General features: G+C 68.5%; 17 protein-coding genes. 10 read left to right on the forward strand and 7 right to left on the reverse strand.

Features of this window, described 5'->3' with window-relative positions; genetic code table 11:
• Positions 1 to 6 precede the first annotated feature (6 nt).
• Genes scpA through BMZ25_RS14435 form a run of 4 tightly spaced genes read left to right on the forward strand, consistent with a single transcriptional unit; the run spans position 7 to position 3,718 of the window.
• Positions 7 to 2,127 (forward strand): methylmalonyl-CoA mutase, encoded by a 2,121-nt coding sequence (gene scpA, locus BMZ25_RS14420; RefSeq protein WP_092694812.1) that lies wholly within the window; start codon positions 7 to 9, stop codon positions 2,125 to 2,127.
• 4 nt (positions 2,128 to 2,131) lie between these two features.
• Entirely contained in the window at positions 2,132 to 2,629 is a 498-nt protein-coding gene (locus tag BMZ25_RS14425) for a GNAT family N-acetyltransferase (protein WP_092694814.1), read from the forward strand.
• A 55-nt stretch (positions 2,630 to 2,684) separates the two neighbouring features.
• The gene (locus BMZ25_RS14430) at positions 2,685 to 3,365 is read left to right on the forward strand and encodes a J domain-containing protein (RefSeq protein ID WP_092694816.1); all 681 of its coding nucleotides are present in this window, start codon (positions 2,685 to 2,687) and stop codon (positions 3,363 to 3,365) included.
• A 53-nt stretch (positions 3,366 to 3,418) separates the two neighbouring features.
• Positions 3,419 to 3,718 carry an AAA+ family ATPase gene (locus tag BMZ25_RS14435; protein ID WP_235859886.1) on the forward strand — a complete coding sequence of 100 codons (300 nt, stop codon included), beginning with the start codon at positions 3,419 to 3,421 and terminating at the stop codon, positions 3,716 to 3,718.
• 3 nt (positions 3,719 to 3,721) lie between these two features.
• Here BMZ25_RS14435 and BMZ25_RS14440 read toward each other — a convergent pair whose 3' ends face one another.
• Genes BMZ25_RS14440 through BMZ25_RS14455 form a run of 4 tightly spaced genes read right to left on the reverse strand, consistent with a single transcriptional unit; the run spans position 3,722 to position 9,259 of the window.
• Positions 3,722 to 5,260, reverse strand: coding sequence for a Ppx/GppA family phosphatase (locus tag BMZ25_RS14440; RefSeq protein WP_092694820.1), 1,539 nt, complete (start codon positions 5,258 to 5,260; stop codon positions 3,722 to 3,724).
• A gap of 51 nt (positions 5,261 to 5,311) precedes the next feature.
• Positions 5,312 to 7,477 (reverse strand): RNA degradosome polyphosphate kinase, encoded by a 2,166-nt coding sequence (locus tag BMZ25_RS14445; protein WP_092694822.1) that lies wholly within the window; start codon positions 7,475 to 7,477, stop codon positions 5,312 to 5,314.
• A gap of 47 nt (positions 7,478 to 7,524) precedes the next feature.
• Positions 7,525 to 8,190, reverse strand: a complete 666-nt coding sequence (locus BMZ25_RS14450; protein WP_092694824.1) for a P-loop NTPase family protein — start codon at positions 8,188 to 8,190, stop codon at positions 7,525 to 7,527.
• Position 8,191: 1 nt separating this feature from the next.
• The gene (locus tag BMZ25_RS14455) at positions 8,192 to 9,259 is read right to left on the reverse strand and encodes an AI-2E family transporter (protein ID WP_092694825.1); all 1,068 of its coding nucleotides are present in this window, start codon (positions 9,257 to 9,259) and stop codon (positions 8,192 to 8,194) included.
• 194 nt (positions 9,260 to 9,453) lie between these two features.
• On the opposite strand from BMZ25_RS14455, the gene proS reads away from it, so the two are divergent.
• The 4 genes from proS (at position 9,454) to BMZ25_RS14475 (ending at position 14,093) form a co-directional block, all read left to right on the forward strand.
• Positions 9,454 to 10,791: a proline--tRNA ligase gene (gene proS, locus BMZ25_RS14460; protein ID WP_092694827.1), complete on the forward strand. Its 1,338-nt coding sequence runs from the start codon at positions 9,454 to 9,456 to the stop codon at positions 10,789 to 10,791.
• A gap of 122 nt (positions 10,792 to 10,913) precedes the next feature.
• A complete protein-coding gene (locus BMZ25_RS14465) occupies positions 10,914 to 12,203 on the forward strand; it encodes a lipoprotein-releasing ABC transporter permease subunit (RefSeq protein ID WP_092694829.1) in 1,290 nt (429 codons plus the stop codon).
• 27 nt (positions 12,204 to 12,230) lie between these two features.
• Positions 12,231 to 12,908, forward strand: a complete 678-nt coding sequence (locus BMZ25_RS14470) for an ABC transporter ATP-binding protein (protein ID WP_092694831.1) — start codon at positions 12,231 to 12,233, stop codon at positions 12,906 to 12,908.
• 132 nt (positions 12,909 to 13,040) lie between these two features.
• Positions 13,041 to 14,093 carry a calcium-binding protein gene (locus BMZ25_RS14475; protein WP_143071541.1) on the forward strand — a complete coding sequence of 351 codons (1,053 nt, stop codon included), beginning with the start codon at positions 13,041 to 13,043 and terminating at the stop codon, positions 14,091 to 14,093.
• Positions 14,094 to 14,098: 5 nt separating this feature from the next.
• On the opposite strand, the gene BMZ25_RS14480 is transcribed toward BMZ25_RS14475, so the two are convergent.
• The 3 genes from BMZ25_RS14480 to parE all read right to left on the reverse strand — a co-directional run bounded on the left by BMZ25_RS14480 (position 14,099) and on the right by parE (position 17,689).
• Positions 14,099 to 14,815, reverse strand: coding sequence for a DUF1194 domain-containing protein (locus BMZ25_RS14480; RefSeq protein WP_092694835.1), 717 nt, complete (start codon positions 14,813 to 14,815; stop codon positions 14,099 to 14,101).
• A gap of 15 nt (positions 14,816 to 14,830) precedes the next feature.
• Entirely contained in the window at positions 14,831 to 15,517 is a 687-nt protein-coding gene (locus BMZ25_RS14485) for a hypothetical protein (protein WP_235859887.1), read from the reverse strand.
• A 213-nt stretch (positions 15,518 to 15,730) separates the two neighbouring features.
• The gene (gene parE / locus BMZ25_RS14490; RefSeq protein ID WP_092694839.1) at positions 15,731 to 17,689 is read right to left on the reverse strand and encodes a DNA topoisomerase IV subunit B; all 1,959 of its coding nucleotides are present in this window, start codon (positions 17,687 to 17,689) and stop codon (positions 15,731 to 15,733) included.
• 139 nt (positions 17,690 to 17,828) lie between these two features.
• Here parE and BMZ25_RS14495 point away from each other — a divergent pair, with 139 nt between their 5' ends.
• On the forward strand, positions 17,829 to 18,728 hold the full coding sequence (locus BMZ25_RS14495) for an NAD-dependent epimerase/dehydratase family protein (RefSeq protein ID WP_092694840.1): 900 nt from the start codon (positions 17,829 to 17,831) through the stop codon (positions 18,726 to 18,728).
• Positions 18,729 to 18,773: 45 nt separating this feature from the next.
• Positions 18,774 to 20,132, forward strand: coding sequence for an MATE family efflux transporter (locus BMZ25_RS14500; RefSeq protein ID WP_092694842.1), 1,359 nt, complete (start codon positions 18,774 to 18,776; stop codon positions 20,130 to 20,132).
• The last annotated feature ends 99 nt before the right edge of the window (positions 20,133 to 20,231 follow it).

The following is a 20,231-nucleotide window of genomic DNA, read 5'->3' on the forward strand; positions in this document are numbered from 1 at the left end:
GACGGCATGAGCGAGTGGGAACGCCTGGCCGAAAAGGAGCTGAAGGGGCGGTCGCCGGACGAGCTGACCTGGCACACGGCCGAGGGCATCTCGGTCAAGCCGGTGCACGGCCCCGAGGATGCCGAGGGGCTGGACCACACCGGCGCGATGCCGGGCCTGCCGCCCTATACGCGCGGACCGCGCGCGACGATGTACGCGGGCCGGCCCTGGACGATCCGGCAATATGCCGGGTTCTCGACCGCCGAGGAATCGAACGCCTTCTACCGGCGCGCGCTGGCGGCCGGGCAGCAGGGGGTGTCGGTGGCCTTCGACCTGGCGACGCACCGGGGCTATGACAGCGACCATCCGCGCGTCGAGGGTGACGTGGGCAAGGCCGGCGTCGCCATCGACTCGGTCGAGGACATGAAGATCCTGTTCGACGGCATACCGCTGGGCGAGGTCTCGGTGTCGATGACGATGAACGGCGCGGTGATCCCGGTGCTCGCCTCGTTCATCGTCGCCGGCGAAGAGCAGGGCGTCGACCGGGCGCAGCTGTCGGGGACCATCCAGAACGACATTCTCAAGGAGTTCATGGTCCGCAACACCTATATCTATCCGCCCGAGCCATCGATGCGGATCGTGAGCGACATCATTCAGTACACCTCCGAAGAGATGCCGCGATTCAACTCGATCTCGATCAGCGGCTACCACATGCAGGAGGCCGGCGCGAACCTCGTGCAGGAGCTGGCCTTCACCCTGGCGGACGGCAAGGAATACGTGAAGGCCGCCGTGGGGCGGGGCCTGAACGTGGATTCCTTCGCGCCGCGGCTGTCGTTCTTCTTCGCCATCGGCATGAACTTCTTCATGGAGGCGGCCAAGCTGCGTGCAGCACGCTTCCTGTGGCACGAGATCATGCAGGAGTTCGGCCCCGAGAAACCGCAGAGCTCGATGTTGCGGACCCATTGCCAGACCTCCGGCGTGTCGCTGGCCGAGCAGGACCCCTACAACAACGTCGTGCGCACCGCCTACGAGGCGATGAGCGCGGTGCTGGGCGGGACGCAATCGCTGCACACCAACTCGTTCGACGAGGCCATCGGCCTGCCGACCGACTTCTCGTCCCGGATCGCGCGGAACACCCAGCTTATCCTGCAGAACGAGACCGGCGTGACCAACGTCGTCGATCCGCTCGCCGGCTCGTACTATGTCGAAAGGCTGACAGCGGACCTGATCGACAAGGCCCGCGACCTGATGCGCGAGGTCGACGAACTGGGCGGCATGACCAAGGCCGTCGCCAGCGGCATGCCCAAGCTGCGGATCGAAGAGGCCGCCGCGCGCAAGCAGGCTGCGATTGACCGCGGCGACGAGGTGATCGTCGGCGTCAACAAGTGGCGGCTCGAGACCGAGCAGGATATCGACATCCTCGATATCGACACGGCAAAGATCCAGGACGGCCAGACGGCCAAGCTGAACGCGATGCGGGCGTCACGGGACCAGGCCGCCTGCGACGCCGCGCTGGCGGCGCTGGAAGAGGGCGCGCGCTCGGGCGAGGGCAACCTGCTCGCCCTTGCGGTCGAGGCGGCGCGCGCGCGTGCCAGCGTGGGAGAGATCAGCATGGCGATGGAAAATGCGTTCGGGCGGCACCGGGCCGAGGTCAAGACGCTCGCCGGTGTCTACGGCGCCGCCTACGAGGGCGACGAGGGCTTCGCCGCGATCCAGAAGGACGTCGAAGCCTTCGCCGAGGAAGAGGGCCGTCGCCCTCGGATGCTGGTGGTGAAGATGGGCCAGGATGGTCACGACCGCGGCGCCAAGGTGATCGCCACGGCCTTTGCCGATATCGGCTTCGATGTGGATGTCGGACCGCTGTTCCAGACCCCTGCCGAGGCGGCGCAGAACGCCGTCGACAACGATGTGCACGTCATCGGCATCTCGTCGCAGGCGGCGGGCCACAAGACGCTGGCGCCCAAGCTGATCGCCGCCCTGAAGGAGGCCGACGCCGAGGACATCATCGTGATCTGCGGCGGTGTCATCCCGCAGCAGGATTACGACTTTCTGCGCAAGGCCGGGGTCAAGGCGATCTTCGGGCCGGGCACCAACATCCCGGCGGCGGCGCAGGACATCCTGCGCCTGATCCGCGAGGCGCGGGGCTAGGCCCATGCCGGCATCTCCGATCCGGTCGGCGCGTCCCGCGGACGTGCCGGCGATCCTGTCGATCTGGAACCCGATCATCCGCGACACCGCGATCACCTTCAACGCGACCGAGAAGTCCGAGGCCGAGGTCGCCGCGCTGATCTCCGAGCGGGCGGCGGCTGGACATGCGCTGCTTGTGGCCGAAGGGGCAGGGCGGGTCATCGGCTTTGGCGGCTATGGTCAGTTCCGCGGCGGCGTCGGCTATGGGCGCACGATGGAGCACACGCTGCTCTTCGCGCCCGAGGCGCGCGGGGCAGGCCTGGGACGCGCGATGATCCAGGCGCTGTGCGCCCATGCGCGTGAGACCGGCGCACACAGCCTGATCGCGGGCGTCAGCGCCGAGAATCCCGGCGGCCGCGCCTTTCACCGGGCGACCGGCTTTGCCGAGATCGCCACGCTGCCCGAAGTGGGGTTCAAGTTCGGGCGCTACATGGACCTGCACCTGATGCAGAGAATGCTGTGAAACGATCTTGTCGGCGGTGACTGACAATCCCGATCGGCCACGCTAGAAGGCCCCCATGTCGATCTGGACCCGCATCGCCGACGCCATCTCCGCCCTTACGTCAGGTGAGGGGCTGTCGTCCGTCTTCGAACGCCTGCGCACGCCGCCCGAACGCAGTGTCGGCTTCGCCATCGCGGTGATCGCGCTTGGTGCCAAGATGGCCAAGGCGGACGGGCAGGTCACGCGGAACGAGGTGACCGCCTTCCGCGAGGTCTTCGACATCCCCCGGCGCGAAGAGCGCAACGCGGCGCGGCTCTTCAACCTTGCACGGCAGGACGTGGCGGGGTTCGAGGAATATGCCGGCCGCATCAGGCGCATGTATACCGCGGGCGATCCGGTGCTGGCCGACCTGATGGAGGGGCTTTTCCACATCGCCGTGGCCGACGGCCGCTATCATCCCGACGAGGACGACTTCCTGCACCGGGTGGCGCAGATATTCGAGCTGGACGAGGCGCAGTTCAAGCGCCTGCGGGCCCGGTTCGTGCCCGGTGGCGATCCCGACCCCTACGAGGTGCTCGGCGTCTCGCCGGACGCCCCGATGGACGAGATCCGCAAGGTGTGGCGGCGGGCGGTGCGCGACAGTCATCCCGACACGATGATCGCCCGCGGCGTGCCCGAAGAGGCCGTGCGCATGGCCGAGAACCGGATGATCGCCATCAACCGCGCCTGGGAAGATATTTCCGCCGCCCGGCACTAGCGCGGGCTCTGTGCACCGGACGCGCGCATCCTATATTCCCTAGCATGAGACGCATGCTGTTCGCCGCCATGATCGCTACCGCGTCGCTGACCCCGGCGACCGCGCAGGAGGGCGACATAGAAGAGGGCGCCTCGCTGCTCGAACGCGGGGCGCTGATGCTGCTGCGCGGGCTTATGGACGAATTGCAGCCCGCGATGCGCGACATGGTCGATGCGCTGCAGGGCCTCGATATCGACGACCTCAGCCTCTATCACGCGCCCGAGGTGATGCCGAACGGCGACATCATCATCCGGCGGCGCGAGGATGCTCCGCCGCCCGAGAGCGCGCCCGAAAACAACGAGATCGAGCTCTAGACGCTAGTCGCGGGTGACGACCGGCTCTGCCTGCAAGGCGGTGGCGAGCGCCTTGAACCGCGCCTCTGCGACCTCTCCGAACAGGTCCGACGCGGCCGGTGTCAGGGTCAGCTGAAGGCGGCTCTTCTTCGGCGTCCAAGTGAGGCGGCCCAGCGAATCCGGCGTCTCGGCCGAGAACATCGCGCCAAACCGCATCGCCCGGCCCAGGATCTCGGCCCGCTTGACTTCGTTCTCGCTCAGGATGCCGAGGAAATCGTCGAACCGCTTGGACCGCCCGTTTTTGTAGCGGTGCATCAGCGCCAGCCCGAGGAAGATGCGCTCGGGGTGGGTCAGGCCGCCGAGATTGGCCCGCGTCGCGTTGTCGAAGCACGCTTCGTGGCGATAGTCGGGGTGCGCACGCCAGCTGACATCGTGCAGCAGGCAGGCCGCGCGGACGATACGCAACCGCTCGTGCGGCTCGCCCGCGAAGATCGGCAACACGAAATTGTAGAGCGCCCGTCCGAAGCCCGGCAGGCGCGAATCCTTGCGCTCCTGGAACCGGCACGCCTCGATCAGCGGGTCGCGGTCGCGCAGTTCGGGGCTCATCTGCTCGTACAGCATGCCCTCGCGGATGCCGTAGGACGAGACCGCGATCTCCTTGGGCTTGAACACGCGCACCAGTTCCGAAAGCACCTGGCTGGCCAGCGGCACCAGCGCCATCCGCGCCTCGCCGATGCCGGTGCCCGAGCGGAGCGCGGCGGTGTCCTGGCCGGCGATCCACTTGACCGTCTCGCGAACGTCCGCCGGCGTCATCCGGTATTCGTGCAGCACGTGAAGCGGATAGCCCCGCCGCTCCATGTCGAGCCGGGCAATGGCCCGCCACGACCCCCCGACTAGGAACAGGCGCTTGTGCGTCGTGCCCATCTTTTCGGCCAGCGCCTTGATCCGGGACTTGATTTCCTTCGTGACGGCCCTCTGGCCACCCTTGATCCCCTGCAGGCGGAAGGGGCCAAGCTCGGAGGTCACGCGCTTGCCAACGCCGCCGGCGCCGATCTGAGCCAGCTCCATCGACGAGCCGCCGATATCGCAGACCAGCCCCTCGGCCCCAGGCCAGCCCAGCAGCACGCCCTGCGCCGAAAGCCGCGCCTCCTCGGCGCCGTCGATCACCCACACCGGCACGCCGGTCTCGGTCTCGATGCGCTGGCGGAACTCGGGGCCGTCCTCGGCCTCGCGCATGGCGGCGGTGGCCACGGCGCTGAGCGGCTTGACCCCCATGCCCTCGGCGAGCTTGGCGAACCGCCGCATCGCGGCGAGCGCCCGCACCCGGCCCTCGGGGTTCAGGCGGCCGCTTTCGGCAAAGCCGGCGCCGAGCCCGCACATGACCTTCTCGTTGAAGAAGTACGCCGGGCTGCGGGCCGCGCCGTCGAACACCACCATCCGGACCGAGTTCGATCCGATGTCGATGACGCCGACGCGGCTTAGGGCGCGCGCCTTGGGATCATCGAAGAGGGGCCGGCCGAACGGGCCCCAATCCTCGGGGCCGCTCTGCGCGTGGTCGTCCATTGCCTCACTCCCCTGGGGCGTTGCCTGAACCTACGCGGCGGCGCGGGCAGGTCAATCCTTCGCATGCGCGAGATGTGGCACATCCGCCGCACCCGCCGATCCCCGCCCCGACAGCGAGGGGTTCTCCATGAAGAAGCGGTGGCAGCTGAAGGCATAGCCATCCTCGTCGGGCGGATAGCGGGTAAAGGTGCCATCGGGCTGCAACACCCAGCTCTGTGCGGTGTCGGCCATGTTCGCGGCCATGATCTGACTGACGATCTGCGCCTTGACCGTCGGATTGTGACACTCGATCAGCGTCTCGACCCGGCGCTTCAGGTTGCGGCCCATCCAGTCGGCCGAGGAAAAGAACACGCGCGCCCGTTCCGAGGGCAGGTCGGCCCCGTTGCCGAAACAAGCGATGCGCGAGTGTTCGAGGAACCGCCCGACGATGGATTTCACGCGGATGTTCTCGCTCAGTCCGGCGATGCCGGGCTTGAGCCCGCAAATCCCGCGGATCACCAGCGACACCTTCACCCCGGCCTGGCTGGCGGCATAGAGCGCGTCGATCACGTCGTATTCGATCAGCGCGTTCATCTTCGCCCAGATCGCCGCGGGCCGTCCGGCGCGGGCGTTCTCGGCCTCGGCCTCGATCAGCTCGATCAGCTGTTCCTTCATGCCCGAGGGCGAGATCGACAGGTTCTCGAGCACCTCGGGATGGGCGTAGCCCGAGAGATAGTTGAACACCCGCGTCGCGTCGCGCCCCAGCGCCTTGCTACAGGTGAACATCGACAGGTCGGTATAGATCCGCGCCGTGATCGGGTGATAGTTGCCGGTGCCCCAATGGGTGTAGGTGACAAGCCGGGTGCCCTCGCGCCGGACGACCGAGCTGATCTTGGCGTGGGTCTTGTAGGCGACGAACCCGTAGACGACATGCGCGCCCGCCCGCTCTAGCTTGCGCGACTGGCGGATGTTGGCGGCCTCGTCGAACCGCGCCTTCAGCTCGACCAGGGCGGTGACCGACTTGCCGTCCTCGGCCGCCTCGCACAGCGCGTCGACGATGGGGGACTGCGTCGAGGTGCGGTAGAGCGTCTGCTTGATCGCCACCACGTCCGGATCCCGCGCCGCCTGCTGGAGGAAGCGGACCACCATGTCGAACGTCTCGTAAGGGTGATGCAGCAGCATGTCCTTCTGGCGGATCGCGGCGAACATGTCGCCCTCGTGATCCTGCACGCGCTCGGGCACGCGGGGTGTGAACGAGGGCCACAGCAGGTCGGGCCGTTCGTCCAGCACCAGTTCCTTGAGGTCGGCGACCCCGATCAGGCCGTCGATCTCGATGATCTCTTCCTCGCCGACGCCGAGCTCGCGCTTGATGATCGCGCGCAGCGGAGCGGGGGCGCCGGCCGAGATTTTCAGCCGAACGACCTCGCCGCGGCGGCGCCGCTTCAGCGCGATCTCGAACTCGCGCACCAGGTCTTCGGCCTCGTCCTCGACCTCGAGGTCGCTGTCCCGCAGGACCCGGAAGGTGCAGGAGCCCGTCAGTGCATAGCCGGGGAACAGCCGCTGCAGGTGCAGCAGCAGCAGCTCTTCGAGCGGCAGGAACCGCGCGACGCCGTCATCGGCCGGAAGCCGCACGAAGCGGTCGGTCTGCGCGGGCACCGGCAACAATGCCTGCAGCCGCCGCTTGTCGCTGCGCCGTTCCAGCTGCAGCGCCAGGCTGAACCCGGTGTTCGGGATGAACGGGAACGGGTGCGCCGGGTCGATCGCCAGGGGCGTCAGGATCGGGAATACCTGCTCGAGGAAGACGTCCTCGAGATAGGCGCGGTCGGCCTCGGTCAGCATCGACCGGTCGAGCACGTGGATTTCGGTGTCGCGCATCGCGTCGATGAGTGCCTGGTAGACCTTCTGCTGGCGCTCCATCAGGCGGCGCGCATCCGCGTTGATCAGCTTGAGCTGCTCCGCAGGCGTCAGGCCGTCGGCCGCGGCCGTCGTGTTGCCGGCCTGGGCCAGTTCCCGCAGGCCGGCGACCCGCACGGTATAGAACTCGTCCAGGTTGGTGGCGCTGATCGACAGAAAGCGCAGCCGTTCCAGCAGGGGGACGCGGGTGTTCTCGGCCTCTTGCAGGACGCGCCAGTTGAACGCCAGCCAGCTCAGCTCGCGGTTGAAGAACCGGTTCGGCCCGTCGACGTTCATCTCGACGGGACGGGGGAACGGGGCGGTCAGAAAATCTGACGGGATCATCTGGGCTCCTGCCAATCCTTCAGCGTCGGCGCCGGGCCGCAACCTGGTCAGTGTTCCAGAAAACGCGCGGCGAGAACACGGGTTACCGGGCGTTTTTCGGCCAGGGACAGCCGGTCCAGCGCGGCGACGATGTCGCGCGCCGCGCCGGCGGACCGTTCCATGCGTCGGGCGATGTACTTTATCGTCTCGGGGCGGACCTGCAACTGGTGGTCCGCGAAGTTCTTTTCCAGCAGCCGATGCAGCAGCGCATCGTCCGGCGCGTCGATCTGCACCGTCGTCGTCGCTTCGAGCCGGCTGGCGAGGTCCGGCAGCGTCAGGCCCCACCGGCTGGGCGGGGTGCGGGCCGTCAGCAAGAGCGGCGTCGCCTGCGCCTGGGCGAGGTTGTGCAGGTGGAAGGCCGCGTGCTCGGCCGACGCGTGTCCGGCGATCGTGTCGGCGGCTTCGACGGCCAGGGGGCCGCGCAGCAGGGTGGGGATGTCGGCGTCGGGCAGCTCCGCCGCCGAGACGATGCGCGCGCCGCTCGCCTGCGCCCAGACATGGGCGAGGTGGGTCTTGCCACCGCCCGCCGGCGCCGTCAGCACCAGCTTGGACTGCGGCCACGCCTGCCAGGCGTCCAGCATCGCCACCGCGCTGACATTCGACGGCGCGACGTAGAAATCCTCGCGCCCCAGCGCGGGCCGCGCCGGCAGGGGAAAGGCCAGTTGGCGTGCCATGTCAGCCCTCGCCGTCCTGGCTTGCGCCCCGATAGAGCGCGCTGCTCTGGTACTGCTGCAGCGCGAAGCGGGTCAGCACCCCCATCGCCGCGGCGACCGGCACCGCGACCAGCAGGCCGACGAAGCCGAACAGCGCCCCGAAAGCCGACAGCGCGAACAACAGCCAGACGGGATGCAGCCCGACCGAGTCGCCCACCAGCTTGGGCGTGAGGAAGTTGCCCTCGACGAACTGGCCCGACTGGAAGATCGCCCAGACCGCGACGATCCATATCCAGTCGCCCCAGAACTGGAACAGCGCCAGCCCGATGGCGAGCCCGCCGCCGACCACCGCGCCGACATAGGGAATGAAGGTCAGGAAACCGGCGATTGCGCCCACGACCAGACCGAACTGAAGCCCGACCAGCCCCAGGGCGACCGAGTAGTAGACACCGAGGATCACGCAGACGAGACCCTGGCCACGGATGAACGAGGCGAGCGTCGAATCGATCTGCGACGCCAGCCCGCGGATCGTCGGCGCATGGTCGCGCGGCAGGAGCGAGTCGATCCTGGCGACCATGCGGTCCCAGTCCATCAGAAGGTAGAACGCCACGACCGGCACGATGACGAAAAGTACCACCACGTTGACGATGCCGCTGACCGAGGACAGCACAGTGTTCAGCAGCTCGACCCCGCGGGACTGCACCGTCTCGCCCAGGGAATTGAGCGAGCGCCGCACCGCCGACCCCTCGTCGACGATGCCGGGGAAGCGCTCGGTCAGGAAGCTCTGCAGATTCTGCGCGATCTCGGGGGCCGCGGCGACCAGTTGGTTCGCCTGGGTGACGAGCGTCGGGATCACGGCAATGGCGAGGATGACGAACAGCAGCACCGCGACCACGCCGATTATCGCGGCGGCGAAGGCCCGGCGCATCCCCAGCGCCTCCAGCCGGTCGGCGATCGGATCGAGGCAATAGGCGATCGCGCCGCCCAGCAGGAACGGCATGATCACGTCGCCGAGCCACCACAGCAGCAGCAGGAACACCGCCGCGGCGATGCCCCAGTATTTCGCTTGTTGGCGGACGGGGAGGACCATGGCGCTCGCTTTCCTTATGGCGCGCGAGACTGCCCGCAGAGGGGAGGGGTTGCAAGGCGCTTCGAGCGGCCGTCCACAGGCATCTGCGGCGGCGTCGCGGCGGGTGTTCGTCCTGCGACGGGCGGCTTGCCTGCCCCGGCAGGGGCGACTACACCCCCCGGAGCACCGATTTCGATCCCCGGGGGAGCCTTGCCATGCGCCTGAGCCGTTATTTCCTGCCCGTCCTGAAGGAGACCCCTTCCGAGGCGCAGATCGCCAGCCACCGGCTCATGCTGCGGGCCGGGATGATCAAGCAGGCGAGCGCGGGGATCTATTCCTGGCTACCGCTGGGCTACAAAGTGCTGCGCAACGTCGAGCGCATCGTCCACGAAGAGCAGCAGCGTGCCGGCCACATCCCGATGCTGATGCCGACGCTGCAATCGGCGGATCTCTGGCGCGAGAGCGGCCGCTACGATGCCTACGGCCCCGAGATGCTGCGCATCCGCGACCGGCACGAGCGTGACCTGCTGTTCGGCCCCACGAACGAGGAGATGATCACCGACATCTTCCGCAGCCATGTCAGCAGCTACAAGTCGCTGCCGATGACACTCTACCACATCCAGTGGAAGTTCCGTGACGAGGTGCGTCCGCGCTTCGGCGTGATGCGGGGTCGCGAGTTCCTGATGAAGGACGGCTACAACTTCGACGTCGACTACGACAGCGCCATCCACGCCTACAACCGTCACATGGTCAGCTACCTGCGCACCTACGAGCGCATGGGGCTCAAGGCGATTCCGATGCGCGCCGAGAGCGGCCCGATCGGTGGCGACGACACGCACGAGTTCCTCGTGCTGGCCGAGACCGGCGAATCCGAGGTGTTCTACGATTCCGCGATCACGGACCTGACCTTCGGAGACCGGGATGTCGACTACGACAACCGCGAGGAATGTGCGGCGATCGTCAAGGAATGGACGACACCCTATGCCCGCACCGACGACACCCACGACGAAAGCGTGTTCGCCGAGGTCCCCGAGGACCGGCAGCGCCGCAGCCGCGGTATCGAGGTCGGTCAGATCTTCTACTTCGGCACCAAGTATTCCGAGCCGATGGGCGCCACCGTGGTCAACGACCAGGGCGAACACGTGCCAGTGCACATGGGCTCTCACGGGATCGGCGTGAGCCGTCTGCTCGGCGCGATCATCGAGGCCAGCCACGACGACAACGGCATCATCTGGCCCGAGGGCGTGACGCCGTTCGACTGCGGCATCGTCAATCTCAAGCAGGGCGACGCCGAGGCCGATTCCGCCTGCGAGGGTCTGTATCACGCGCTGCGCAAGAAGGGGCTCGAGCCGCTCTACGACGACCGGGAAGAACGGGCGGGCGCCAAGTTCGCGACGATGGACCTGATCGGTCTGCCCTGGCGCATCACCGTCGGGCCGCGCGGGCTGAAGAACGGCGTCGTCGAACTGACCTCGCGACGGACCGGCGAGAGCGAGGAAATGTCGCCCGAGGCCGCCGTGGACCGGGTCGCGCAGATCTATTCCGGCACCTGAGGGGCGGCTCGGGACGCCCGGCAGCGGAAATGCCCCGATCGTGAAAGACCGGCGGGCGCGGCGCATGGACCGTCGCGCCCCGCTGCGCTAAGGCCGGACCGGAACCCAGCGAGGAATTGCACTTGGCCGGCCGAACCGCACCCTTCTCCCGTTTCGAATGGATGATCGCCTGGCGCTACCTGCGTGCGCGCCGCGCCGAGGGCGGGGTCAGCGTGATGACGTGGATCAGCCTCGTCGGGATCACCCTGGCGGTCTTTGCTCTGATCGCGACGCTTGCCGTGCGGTCCGGCTTCCGGGACGAATTCGTCGACACGATCCTGGGCGCCAACGCCCATGTCACCATCTACTCGCAACTCTACGAGACCGAGGACGGCCAGCGCTCGCGCATGATCGAGGACTATGCCGAGATGGCCGACCGCGTGCGCCAGGTCGAGGGCGTGACCCGTGTGGCTCCGCTGGTGAAGGGGCAGGTCATGGCGACCGCCAACGGCGAGAACGCCGGCGTGGAGATCTTCGGGATCTCACCCGATGACCTCGCCACGATCCCGCGCATCGCCGACCCCGAAACCTCGCGCGGCGACATCGGGGCTTTCGGCGGCGAAACGGTCGCCATCGGCTCGGGCGTGGCGCAGATCCTCGGCGTCGGGGTGGGCGACCGCGTGCGCGTCATCTCGCCCGACGGGGCCAAGACGGCGTTCGGCACGTCGCCGCGCGTGTCGGCCTTCGAGGTCGGCTATATCTTCACCGCGGGGCGCTATGACATCGACCGGACGCGCGTCTACATGCCGTTTGGCGCGGCGCAAACCTTCTTCAATTCCGAGGGTGTGGCCGACGAACTTGAGGTGATGGTGGAAGACCCCGAAGAGGTCGGGGCGATGGGCACGGCCCTGTTGCAGGCCGCCGGAGAGCGTGCCTTGCTCTGGACCTGGCGCGACGCGAGCGGGTCGTTCCTGAGGGCGCTCGAGGTCGAGGACAACGTGATGTTCATCATCCTGTCGATCCTCGTGCTGATCGCGGCGATGAACATCGTCTCGGGGCTCATCATGCTGGTGAAGAACAAGGGGCGCGATATCGGCATCCTGCGCACCATCGGCCTGACCGAGGGCGCGGTGCTGCGCGTGTTCTTCATCTGCGGCGCCCTGACGGGCACGATCGGGACGCTTCTGGGCGTGATCCTGGGCTGCCTCTTCGCGCTCTATATCGATCCCATCTTCGCCGCCGTGAACTACGTCATGGGCGGCGGCGTCTGGGATCCGTCGATCCGTGGCATCTATGCCCTGCCGGCAAAGCTGGAGCTACGCGACGTTCTGTCGGCGGTGCTCCTGTCGTTGGGGCTGAGCTTCGTGGTGACCATTTTTCCGGCCCGCCGCGCGGCGCGGCTCGATCCGGTGGAGGCCCTGCGCTATGAGTGATCCGTTGCAACTCTGCCCGGAGGCCGCATGACGGCGGCCCTGGAACTCGACGGGATCGAGCGCATCTACAACCGCGGACTGCCAAGCGAGGTCGCCGTCCTGCGCGGCGTTACGATGTCGTTGGCGCCGGGTGAGGTCGCGGCACTGGTCGCGCCCTCGGGGGCGGGCAAGTCCACCCTGCTGCACATCGCGGGCCTCCTCGACACCGCCGACACGGGCGCGGTGCGGCTGTCGGGGCGGGACATGACCCGTCTGAGCGACCGCCAGCGCACGCGGGCGCGGCGGGACGAGATCGGGTTCATCTACCAGTTCCACCACCTTTTGCCCGAGTTCAGCGCCGCCGAGAACGTGATCCTGCCGCAGCTGGCGGCCGGCGTGTCCCGCCAAGACGCCGACGCGCGGGCCCAGAGCCTTCTCGATGCAGTCGGTGTCGCGCCGCGTGCGGGCCACCGTCCCTCGGCGCTGTCCGGCGGTGAGCAACAGCGCGTCGCCTTCTGCCGCGCCCTGGCCAACCGGCCCTCGTTGCTGCTGGCCGACGAGCCGACCGGCAACCTCGATCCCGAGACGTCGGACGTCGTCTTCGGCGCGCTGATGGCGCTGGTCCGGGACACCGGGCTGTCGGCGCTGATCGCCACCCACAACCTCGACCTGGCCAAGCGGATGGACCGCGTCCTGACGCTGGATAGCGGCCGGATCTCCGGCTGAACACGCCGCCCCGACACTGTTTCCGGATCCGGCAATACGCGTTTCCGCGGCGGCAGGCGCTTGTGCGGACGCGCCCGCTCGGTCCAGATCAGCCCCGGTGGGGTAGGCCTTTGGCACGAAGGGGTGTGAGTGATGTTGGGTATGATGGTGCTCGGGAGTGCGCTCCTGGCATTCGGGCTGTTCGAGGTCTTTAGCGACGATGACGACGCGGCCGAGGATGAGCCCCGCGCGCCCGAGACCGACGAGACGTTGCAGGGGACGGGATCGGCCGACCTGATCTTCGGACGCGGTGGCGACGACGTGATTTCCGGCTTCGGGGGCGAGGATACGCTCCTGGGCAATCTGGGCGACGACAGCCTTTCGGGCAACGCGGATGCGGATATGATTGTCGGCGGGCTTGGCGACGACGTGCTGGCGGGCAATGCCGGCGCGGACGAACTGATCGGCGGGCCGGGGCAGGACAGCCTGTCGGGCGGTCCCGACGACGACACGCTGGTCGGCGGGCTGGGGGACGACACGCTGGAGGGCAATCCGGGCGACGATCTGCTGGTCGGCAACGGCGGCCCGGACCAGATGTCGGGCGGTGCGGGCAATGACATCCTCGACGGCGGAGCGCGGGCCGACACGTTGTCCGGCGGCCCCGGCGACGACATTCTGATCGGCGGGTCGGGCGACGATGACCTCGAGGGCGGCAAGGGTCGCGACGAGCTCAACGGGGGATCGGGCGACGACCTGATGCGCGGCGGGCGCGGTGCGGACACGCTGTTCGGCGGGAACGGGCAGGACACGCTTCTGGGCGGGGCCGGCGACGACCTGCTGATCGCGCGTGAGCCGAACGGTGCGCAACAGGCCGACATCGTGCAGGGCGGCGCCGGCAATGACGAGCTGGTGCTGGGCGCCGGAGACAGCGGTACGGGCGGCGCCGGCGAGGACGGTTTCATCGTCCAAGACGGGGACGAGCCGGCGACGGGCCGCACGATCCGCGTCGAGGACTTCGACACCGCCGAGGACATGCTGCTGGTCGTCTACGAGTCCGACGGCGCCCCGGACGGGACCGCTTATGCCGACCGCCAGGTCATCACGCCCGAGGGTGTGGAGGTGACGCTGTCCAACGGCGAGACGGTGCTTCTGGCCGGCCTGACCGCGCCGATCGACCCCGGCCTGATCCAGGTGGCGCAGGCCTGAGCGCTCTACCTGGCGGCGGTCCGGCGGGGGCCGGGCCGCGTGCCGCCGATTTCGAGGATCAGCTTGCGGCGGACCGCGTCGGCAAAGCTCTGCGAGCCGTCGGCCGTGACGACGAAGCTGCCCGGACCGCCGATGATGCGCTGGCGGTAGATCTCTTCGAGGTCGCCCGATTGTGGGCGTCCGCTGCAGGTCAGGCACAGGATCGGCAGGCCGTTGATGACGATGCCCGCGTCCAGCGCCGCCTGTCGGCCCTCGGCGATGCTGGGGCCGTTCCAGTTGTTCGCGCTGTCGCCGGAAAAGTCGATCACCTTGCGCCAGCCCTCGAAGTCGTTCTCTTCGATCAGGCGGGTGCCGAACATCAGGGCCGAGCCGATGGAATTGCGGCCGAAGGCCCGCCGTGGCGGGCCCGAGAGGGCGTCGGCGAAGGCTGCGGCGGTGTCGGGGCCGTCGACGATCGTCCAGGGCACCACCACGTCCTCGGTCCCGGCGCTGGCCCATTCGACATAGGTGACGGCGATGCGGCCATAGGCGGTGAGGGTGATCGCCTCGACCACGCGGGGATCGGTGATCGCGTCGGCGTAGCCGGAGCGCTGGAAGGCGATCTCGTCGGGGTCGATGGAGCCGGAGGCGTCGGCGAGAAGCACCAGCTCGACCTCGACGTCCTGCGCCGGGGCGGCGGTGGCGGTGGCGAGGCAGAACAGGGCGGTCAGGATCGGTCGCATCGGCGTGGGCCTTTCTCAGCTGCAGATGCCGCGTGTCTCGGCTCCGTCCCATGGCAGGACGACACCCGCACGGGCCACGGTTTCCTGTCGGGCGATGTCGGGGAAGTGGGGGCGCAGCAGGTCGTAGAGCCGCTGCGTGCGCTCGCCCTCGGGGTCGAGCGCGCGGCAGCAGACATATTCCTCGACCACCGCGCCCTGCTGTTCGTAGCCGAAATCGAGAAAGCCGCGGCCGTCCAACTCGAACAGGTAGGGATCGGCGCCGGGGTCGTGCTCTCCGGCGGCCTTGAACGGCGAATAGCCTGTTTTCTCACGGTTTTGCCACTGCCACACATGGGTCAGCTCGTGCGCCAGCAGCATCGCGTGCCAGAGCGACATCTGCTCGGGGTAGCTTTGGAGGAAGTCGCGGCGGTAGAGCGAGCGGTCGTAATAGACCCGGTCGAACAGCACCAGCGCGCCCGGTGACACGCTCACGACGGGGCCGTCGGGCGGGGGCAGGATGCGGTCCTGGCAGGCGGTGCGAGGACGAGCCGGGCGTTCCATCGAGAAGGCCGAGAGCAGCGCCGTGTCGGTCACGCGGACACGGTCGACGGCCAGCGCGTCGCCCTGCACGGTGGCGGCGAAGCGGCGCTCGGTCCCGGTCAGCGGGCGGCCGCAGGCGGCGAGGGCCAGGCAGACCGCGAACATCACAAGCCGTCTCGTCACCCGCCGGACCCCTCCGTTTTCACGATACACAGGGCGTGCACCAGGCGTGCACAGAGCGTGCACCATCCGTATGCACACTTGCCCCACAGGATTACCGGCCGGCCGGGGGCCGGTCAAAGGTCCGACGGGCCCCCATGGCGCGGCTATCGGTCGCTCACCCAGAGGGGCATCGTTCGCGAAATGGAAACGACCGGCGCCGGCCGGACGGCCGGCTCACACGTCCAGCTCTTCCACGAAGCGGGCGTTCTCGCTGATGTACTGGAAGCGCAGCTCGGGCTTCTTGCCCATCAGGCGCTCGACCAGGTCGCCGGTCTCGCCCGGCTCGTCCTCGTCGATGGAGACGCGGATCAGCTTGCGCGAGGCGGGGTCCATCGTCGTCTCCTTGAGGTCCTTGGCGTCCATCTCGCCCAGGCCCTTGAAGCGCGACACCTCGATGCGGCCCTTGCCGCCGAGACCCGTCTGCATCAGCCGCTCCTTTTCGTCCTCGTCCTGGGCATAGACGCGCCGGGCGCCCTGGGTCAGCCGGTAGAGCGGCGGGCAGGCGAGGTAGAGGTGGCCGGTGTCGATCATCGGGCGCGTCTGGGTGAAGAAGAACGTCATCAGGAGCGATGCGATGTGGGCGCCGTCCACGTCCGCGTCCGTCATGATGATGATCCGGTCATAGCGCAGATCCTCGACGTTGAACTTGGTGCCGAGGCCGACGCCGAGCGCCTGGGTCAGGTCGTTGATCTCGGCGTTCGAGCCGAGCTTGGAGGACGCCGCCCCCAGCACGTTCAGGATCTTGCCCCGGAGCGGCAGCAGCGCCTGCGTCTTGCGGTCCCGCGCCATCTTGGCCGAGCCGCCGGCCGAGTCGCCCTCGACGATGAACAGCTCGGTGCCTTCCTTGGCCTGCGAGGTGCAGTCCACCAGCTTGCCGGGCAGCCGCAGGCGCTTGGTGGCGGACTTGCGCTGTGTCTCCTTCTCGGCGCGGCGGCGCTGGCGTTCCTCGGCGCGCAGCACGAGGTAGTCGAGGATCGCGCCCGCAGCCTTGGTGTCGGCGGCCAGCCAGTTGTCGAAATGGTCGCGCACCGCGCCCTCGATCAGCTTCTGCGCCTCGCTCGTCGCCAGCCGGTCCTTCGTCTGGCCGACGAATTCGGGCTCTCGGATGAAGCACGACACAAGCGCGCAGCCGCCGGCCATGAGATCTTCGCGGGTGATGTCCTTGGCCTTGCGGTTGTTCACCAGCTCGCCATAGGCGCGGATGCCCTTGAGGATGGCGTTCCAGAAGCCCTGTTCGTGGGTGCCGCCCTCGGGCGTGGGGACCGTGTTGCAGTAGGACTGGATGAAGCCGTCGCGCGAGGGGGTCCAGTTGATCGCCCATTCGACGTTGCCGGGGGCGTTGAACTTTTCCTTGAAGGAAACCTTACCGGCAAAGGGCTTTTCGGCATAGGTGACCGAGTTGCCCAGCGTCTCCTTGAGATAGTCGGCGAGGCCGCCGGGGAAGTGGAAGGTCGCCTCCTGCGGGGTCTCGCCGTCGTCGATCGCGGACTTCCAGCGGATCTCGACGCCCGAGAACAGGTACGCCTTGGAGCGCACCATCTTCAACAGGCGCGCGGGCTTGAGCTTGAGCGAGCCGAAGATCTCGGCGTCGGGGTGGAAGGTGACCGTGGTGCCGCGGCGGTTCGGCGCCGCGCCGGCCGGGCCGACCGGGCCCTGCGGCAGGCCGCGGGCAAAGTCCTGGGCGAACAGCTCCTTGTTGCGGGCGACCTCGACGCGGACGCGGTCGGACAGGGCGTTGACCACCGAGATGCCCACGCCGTGCAGGCCGCCGCTCGTCTCGTAGGACTTGCCCGAGAACTTGCCGCCCGCGTGCAGCGTGCACAGGATCACCTCGAGCGCGGATTTGCCGGGAAACTTGGGGTGCGGGTCGATCGGGATGCCGCGGCCGTTGTCGCGCACCGAGCAGGAATGGTCGGCGTGCAGCTCGACCTCGATCCGGTTGGCGTGGCCTGCGACGGCCTCGTCCATGGAGTTGTCGAGCACCTCGGCCACAAGGTGATGCAGCGCCCTCTCGTCCGTGCCGCCGATATACATGCCGGGGCGCTTGCGCACCGGTTCGAGCCCTTCGAGCACCTCGATCGAGGCGGCATCGTAATCGGCCGGCTCGCCGCCGGAGAGAAGGTCGTCTGCCATGGGAGCTGCTCTTTTGTGTTTGGTGGTGTGATTGCCGGGCAGTCTAGGGCACACAGGGCGGGTAAGGGAAGGCCGGTCGCCGCCGCGTCGCACCGCCCTAGGTGCCCGCCGGGACCGGATCGCACGGAGGAGTTTGATCATGCGCGTTTTCTTCACGGGTGGCAGCGGCAAGGCGGGGCGGCATGTCGCGCCCTACCTGGCCGAGGCCGGGCATCACGTCGTCAACGCGGACCTGACGCCGCTGGGCCACGAGGCCGTGGACGACCTGGAGGTGGACATCACCGACCAGGGGCAGGTCTTCGAGGCGATGACCTCTTATGGCAGCCTGGCCGAGCTGGGCACCGGGCGGGGGCCTCAGCCCTTCGACGCGGTGGTGCATTTCGCCGCGATCCCGCGGATCCTGATCCGGCCCGACGGCGAGACCTTCCGCGTCAACACGATGGGCACCTACGCGGTGATCGAGGCGGCGGTGAAGCTGGGCATCCGCAAGATCATCATCGCCTCGTCCGAGACCACCTATGGCATCTGCTTCGCCGACGGGCACCGGGTACCCGACTACCTGCCGGTGGACGAGGAGCATCCGACGGTGCCCGAGGACAGCTATGCGATGTCGAAGGTCTGCAACGAGGCGACGGCGCGCAGCTTCCAGGCGCGGTCGGGGGCCGACATCTACGCGCTTCGGATCAACAACGTGATGGAGCCGCATGAATACACGGAAAAATTCCCGGATTTCTTCGCGGCGCCCGAAACCCGCGAGCGCAACATCTTCGCCTATATCGACGCCCGCGACCTGGGCCAGATCGTCGATCTTTGCCTTCGGAAGGACGGCCTGGGCTACCAGGTGTTCAATGCCGCGAACGACCACCATTCGGTGCACCTGCCCACCGACGAGCTGATCCGGCGGTTCTATCCCGAGGTGCCGCTCCGCCGCGAGATGGGGCCGCGCGAGACGTTCTATTCAAACGCGAAGATCCGCGAGATGCTGGGTTTCGAGGAGGCGCATGACTGGCAGCGCTACGTCTCTCCGCCCGAGGGGTGACGCTGGCGCTTGCCGCCACGGCGGGCGGATTGTATCGCCCGCCGCATGACCCGCGCCCTGCGATCCTCCGTCTTCCGCGCCGACCTGCGCCGCGTGCTGGCCCTCGGGCTGCCGCTGATCGGCAGCCACGTGGCGCAATACGCCCTGACGCTGACCGACGCGGTGATGCTGGGGCGCTACGACGTCACCGCGCTGGCCGGCGAGACGGTGGGCGGCGCGCTGTTCTTCGTGCTGTTCATCATGGGGTCGGGCATCGCCTGGGCGGTGATGCCGATGGTGGCGCGGGCCGACGGGGCGGGCGACCCGACGCAGATGCGCCGCGCCACCCGGATGGGGATGTGGCTGTCGGCGCTGTTCACCCTGTTCTGCGTGCCGATCTTCGTGTTCGCCACGCCGCTGATGAATGCCATCGGGCAGGAACCCGACGTGGCGGCGCTGGCGGGTGCGTATCTGGGCGTGCTGGGGGCGGGGCTGCTGCCGGCGCTTTGGGTGATGGTGCTGAAGAGCGCGCTGGCCGCACTGGAGCGCACCCGTGTCGTGTTCTGGGTCACGCTGGCGGCGCTGCCGGTGAACGTGCTGCTGAACTGGCTGTTCATCTTCGGACCCGGCCCGCTGCCCGAGATGGGGATCCGCGGTGCGGCGCTGGGATCGCTGCTGGTGCACCTGGCCTCGTTCGCGGTGCTTGTCGTCTACGTGCGCGCCACGCTGCCCGAGCGGGCGGTCTTCGCGCGGTTCTGGCGGTTCGATGGCGAGGCCTTCGCCGCGGTGTTGCGGCTGGGCTGGCCGATCGGGCTGACGAACCTGGCGGAGGTTGGGCTGTTCTCGGCCTCTTCGGTGATGATGGGCTGGGTGGGGACGATCCCGCTGGCAGCGCACGGTATCGCGCTGCAGATCACCTCGACCGCCTTCATGGTGCATGTGGGCCTGTCGAACGTAGCCACGATCCGCGCCGGCAACGCCCTGGGCCGCGGCGACGCGGCGGGGCTGCGGCGCGGCGCGGTGGTGGTGATCGGCGTGTCGGGTGCTGCGGCGCTGGCCACGATCACGGTGTTCCTGACGCTGCCGGAGACGCTGATCTCGCTGTTCCTCGACCCCGACGAGCCGGCGCGGGCCGAGGTGCTGGCCATCGGGCGGGTGCTGCTGGCGGCGGCGGCGCTGTTCCAGCTGGTCGATGCCGCGCAGGTGCTGGCGCTGGGGCTGCTGCGGGGGGTGCAGGACACACGCGTGCCCATGGTGATCGCGGCGATCGCCTATTGGGGCGTCGGCGCGCCCCTGGCCTGGGCGCTGGCCTTTCCGCTGGGCGTGGGCGGTGTCGGCATCTGGCTGGGCCTGGCCGGGGGGCTGGGCGTGGCCGGGGTGTTCATGATGCTGCGGTTCTGGCGCGGGCGGGCCGCGACCGGGTAGGGGGCGGCGCCGACCTCGGGCCCCGGCGGGCCCTCGGCCGGCGCCCCGCGCCCCTGGCGCGGTGCCTCCGGCGGGGATATTTCACGGCAGAAGAAGGGG

The sequence above is a fragment of the Tranquillimonas rosea genome (assembly GCF_900111315.1).
In the GTDB taxonomy this organism is placed as follows: domain Bacteria; phylum Pseudomonadota; class Alphaproteobacteria; order Rhodobacterales; family Rhodobacteraceae; genus Tranquillimonas; species Tranquillimonas rosea.

Bases quoted from the DNA above. Each gene is read 5' to 3' on its own strand.
- BMZ25_RS14475 (WP_143071541.1), top strand. From the start codon at position 13,041: ATGTTGGGTATGATGGTGCTCGGGAGTGCGCTCCTGGCATTCGGGCTG.
- proS (WP_092694827.1), top strand. From the start codon at position 9,454: ATGCGCCTGAGCCGTTATTTCCTGCCCGTCCTGAAGGAGACCCCTTCC.
- BMZ25_RS14430 (WP_092694816.1), top strand. From the start codon at position 2,685: ATGTCGATCTGGACCCGCATCGCCGACGCCATCTCCGCCCTTACGTCA.
- BMZ25_RS14435 (WP_235859886.1), top strand. From the start codon at position 3,419: ATGCTGTTCGCCGCCATGATCGCTACCGCGTCGCTGACCCCGGCGACC.
- BMZ25_RS14495 (WP_092694840.1), top strand. From the start codon at position 17,829: ATGCGCGTTTTCTTCACGGGTGGCAGCGGCAAGGCGGGGCGGCATGTC.
- BMZ25_RS14480 (WP_092694835.1), bottom strand. From the start codon at position 14,815: ATGCGACCGATCCTGACCGCCCTGTTCTGCCTCGCCACCGCCACCGCC.
- BMZ25_RS14450 (WP_092694824.1), bottom strand. From the start codon at position 8,190: ATGGCACGCCAACTGGCCTTTCCCCTGCCGGCGCGGCCCGCGCTGGGG.
- BMZ25_RS14500 (WP_092694842.1), top strand. From the start codon at position 18,774: ATGACCCGCGCCCTGCGATCCTCCGTCTTCCGCGCCGACCTGCGCCGC.
- BMZ25_RS14440 (WP_092694820.1), bottom strand. From the start codon at position 5,260: ATGGACGACCACGCGCAGAGCGGCCCCGAGGATTGGGGCCCGTTCGGC.
- BMZ25_RS14455 (WP_092694825.1), bottom strand. From the start codon at position 9,259: ATGGTCCTCCCCGTCCGCCAACAAGCGAAATACTGGGGCATCGCCGCG.
- BMZ25_RS14445 (WP_092694822.1), bottom strand. From the start codon at position 7,477: ATGATCCCGTCAGATTTTCTGACCGCCCCGTTCCCCCGTCCCGTCGAG.
- scpA (WP_092694812.1), top strand. From the start codon at position 7: ATGAGCGAGTGGGAACGCCTGGCCGAAAAGGAGCTGAAGGGGCGGTCG.
- parE (WP_092694839.1), bottom strand. From the start codon at position 17,689: ATGGCAGACGACCTTCTCTCCGGCGGCGAGCCGGCCGATTACGATGCC.
- BMZ25_RS14470 (WP_092694831.1), top strand. From the start codon at position 12,231: ATGACGGCGGCCCTGGAACTCGACGGGATCGAGCGCATCTACAACCGC.
- BMZ25_RS14425 (WP_092694814.1), top strand. From the start codon at position 2,132: ATGCCGGCATCTCCGATCCGGTCGGCGCGTCCCGCGGACGTGCCGGCG.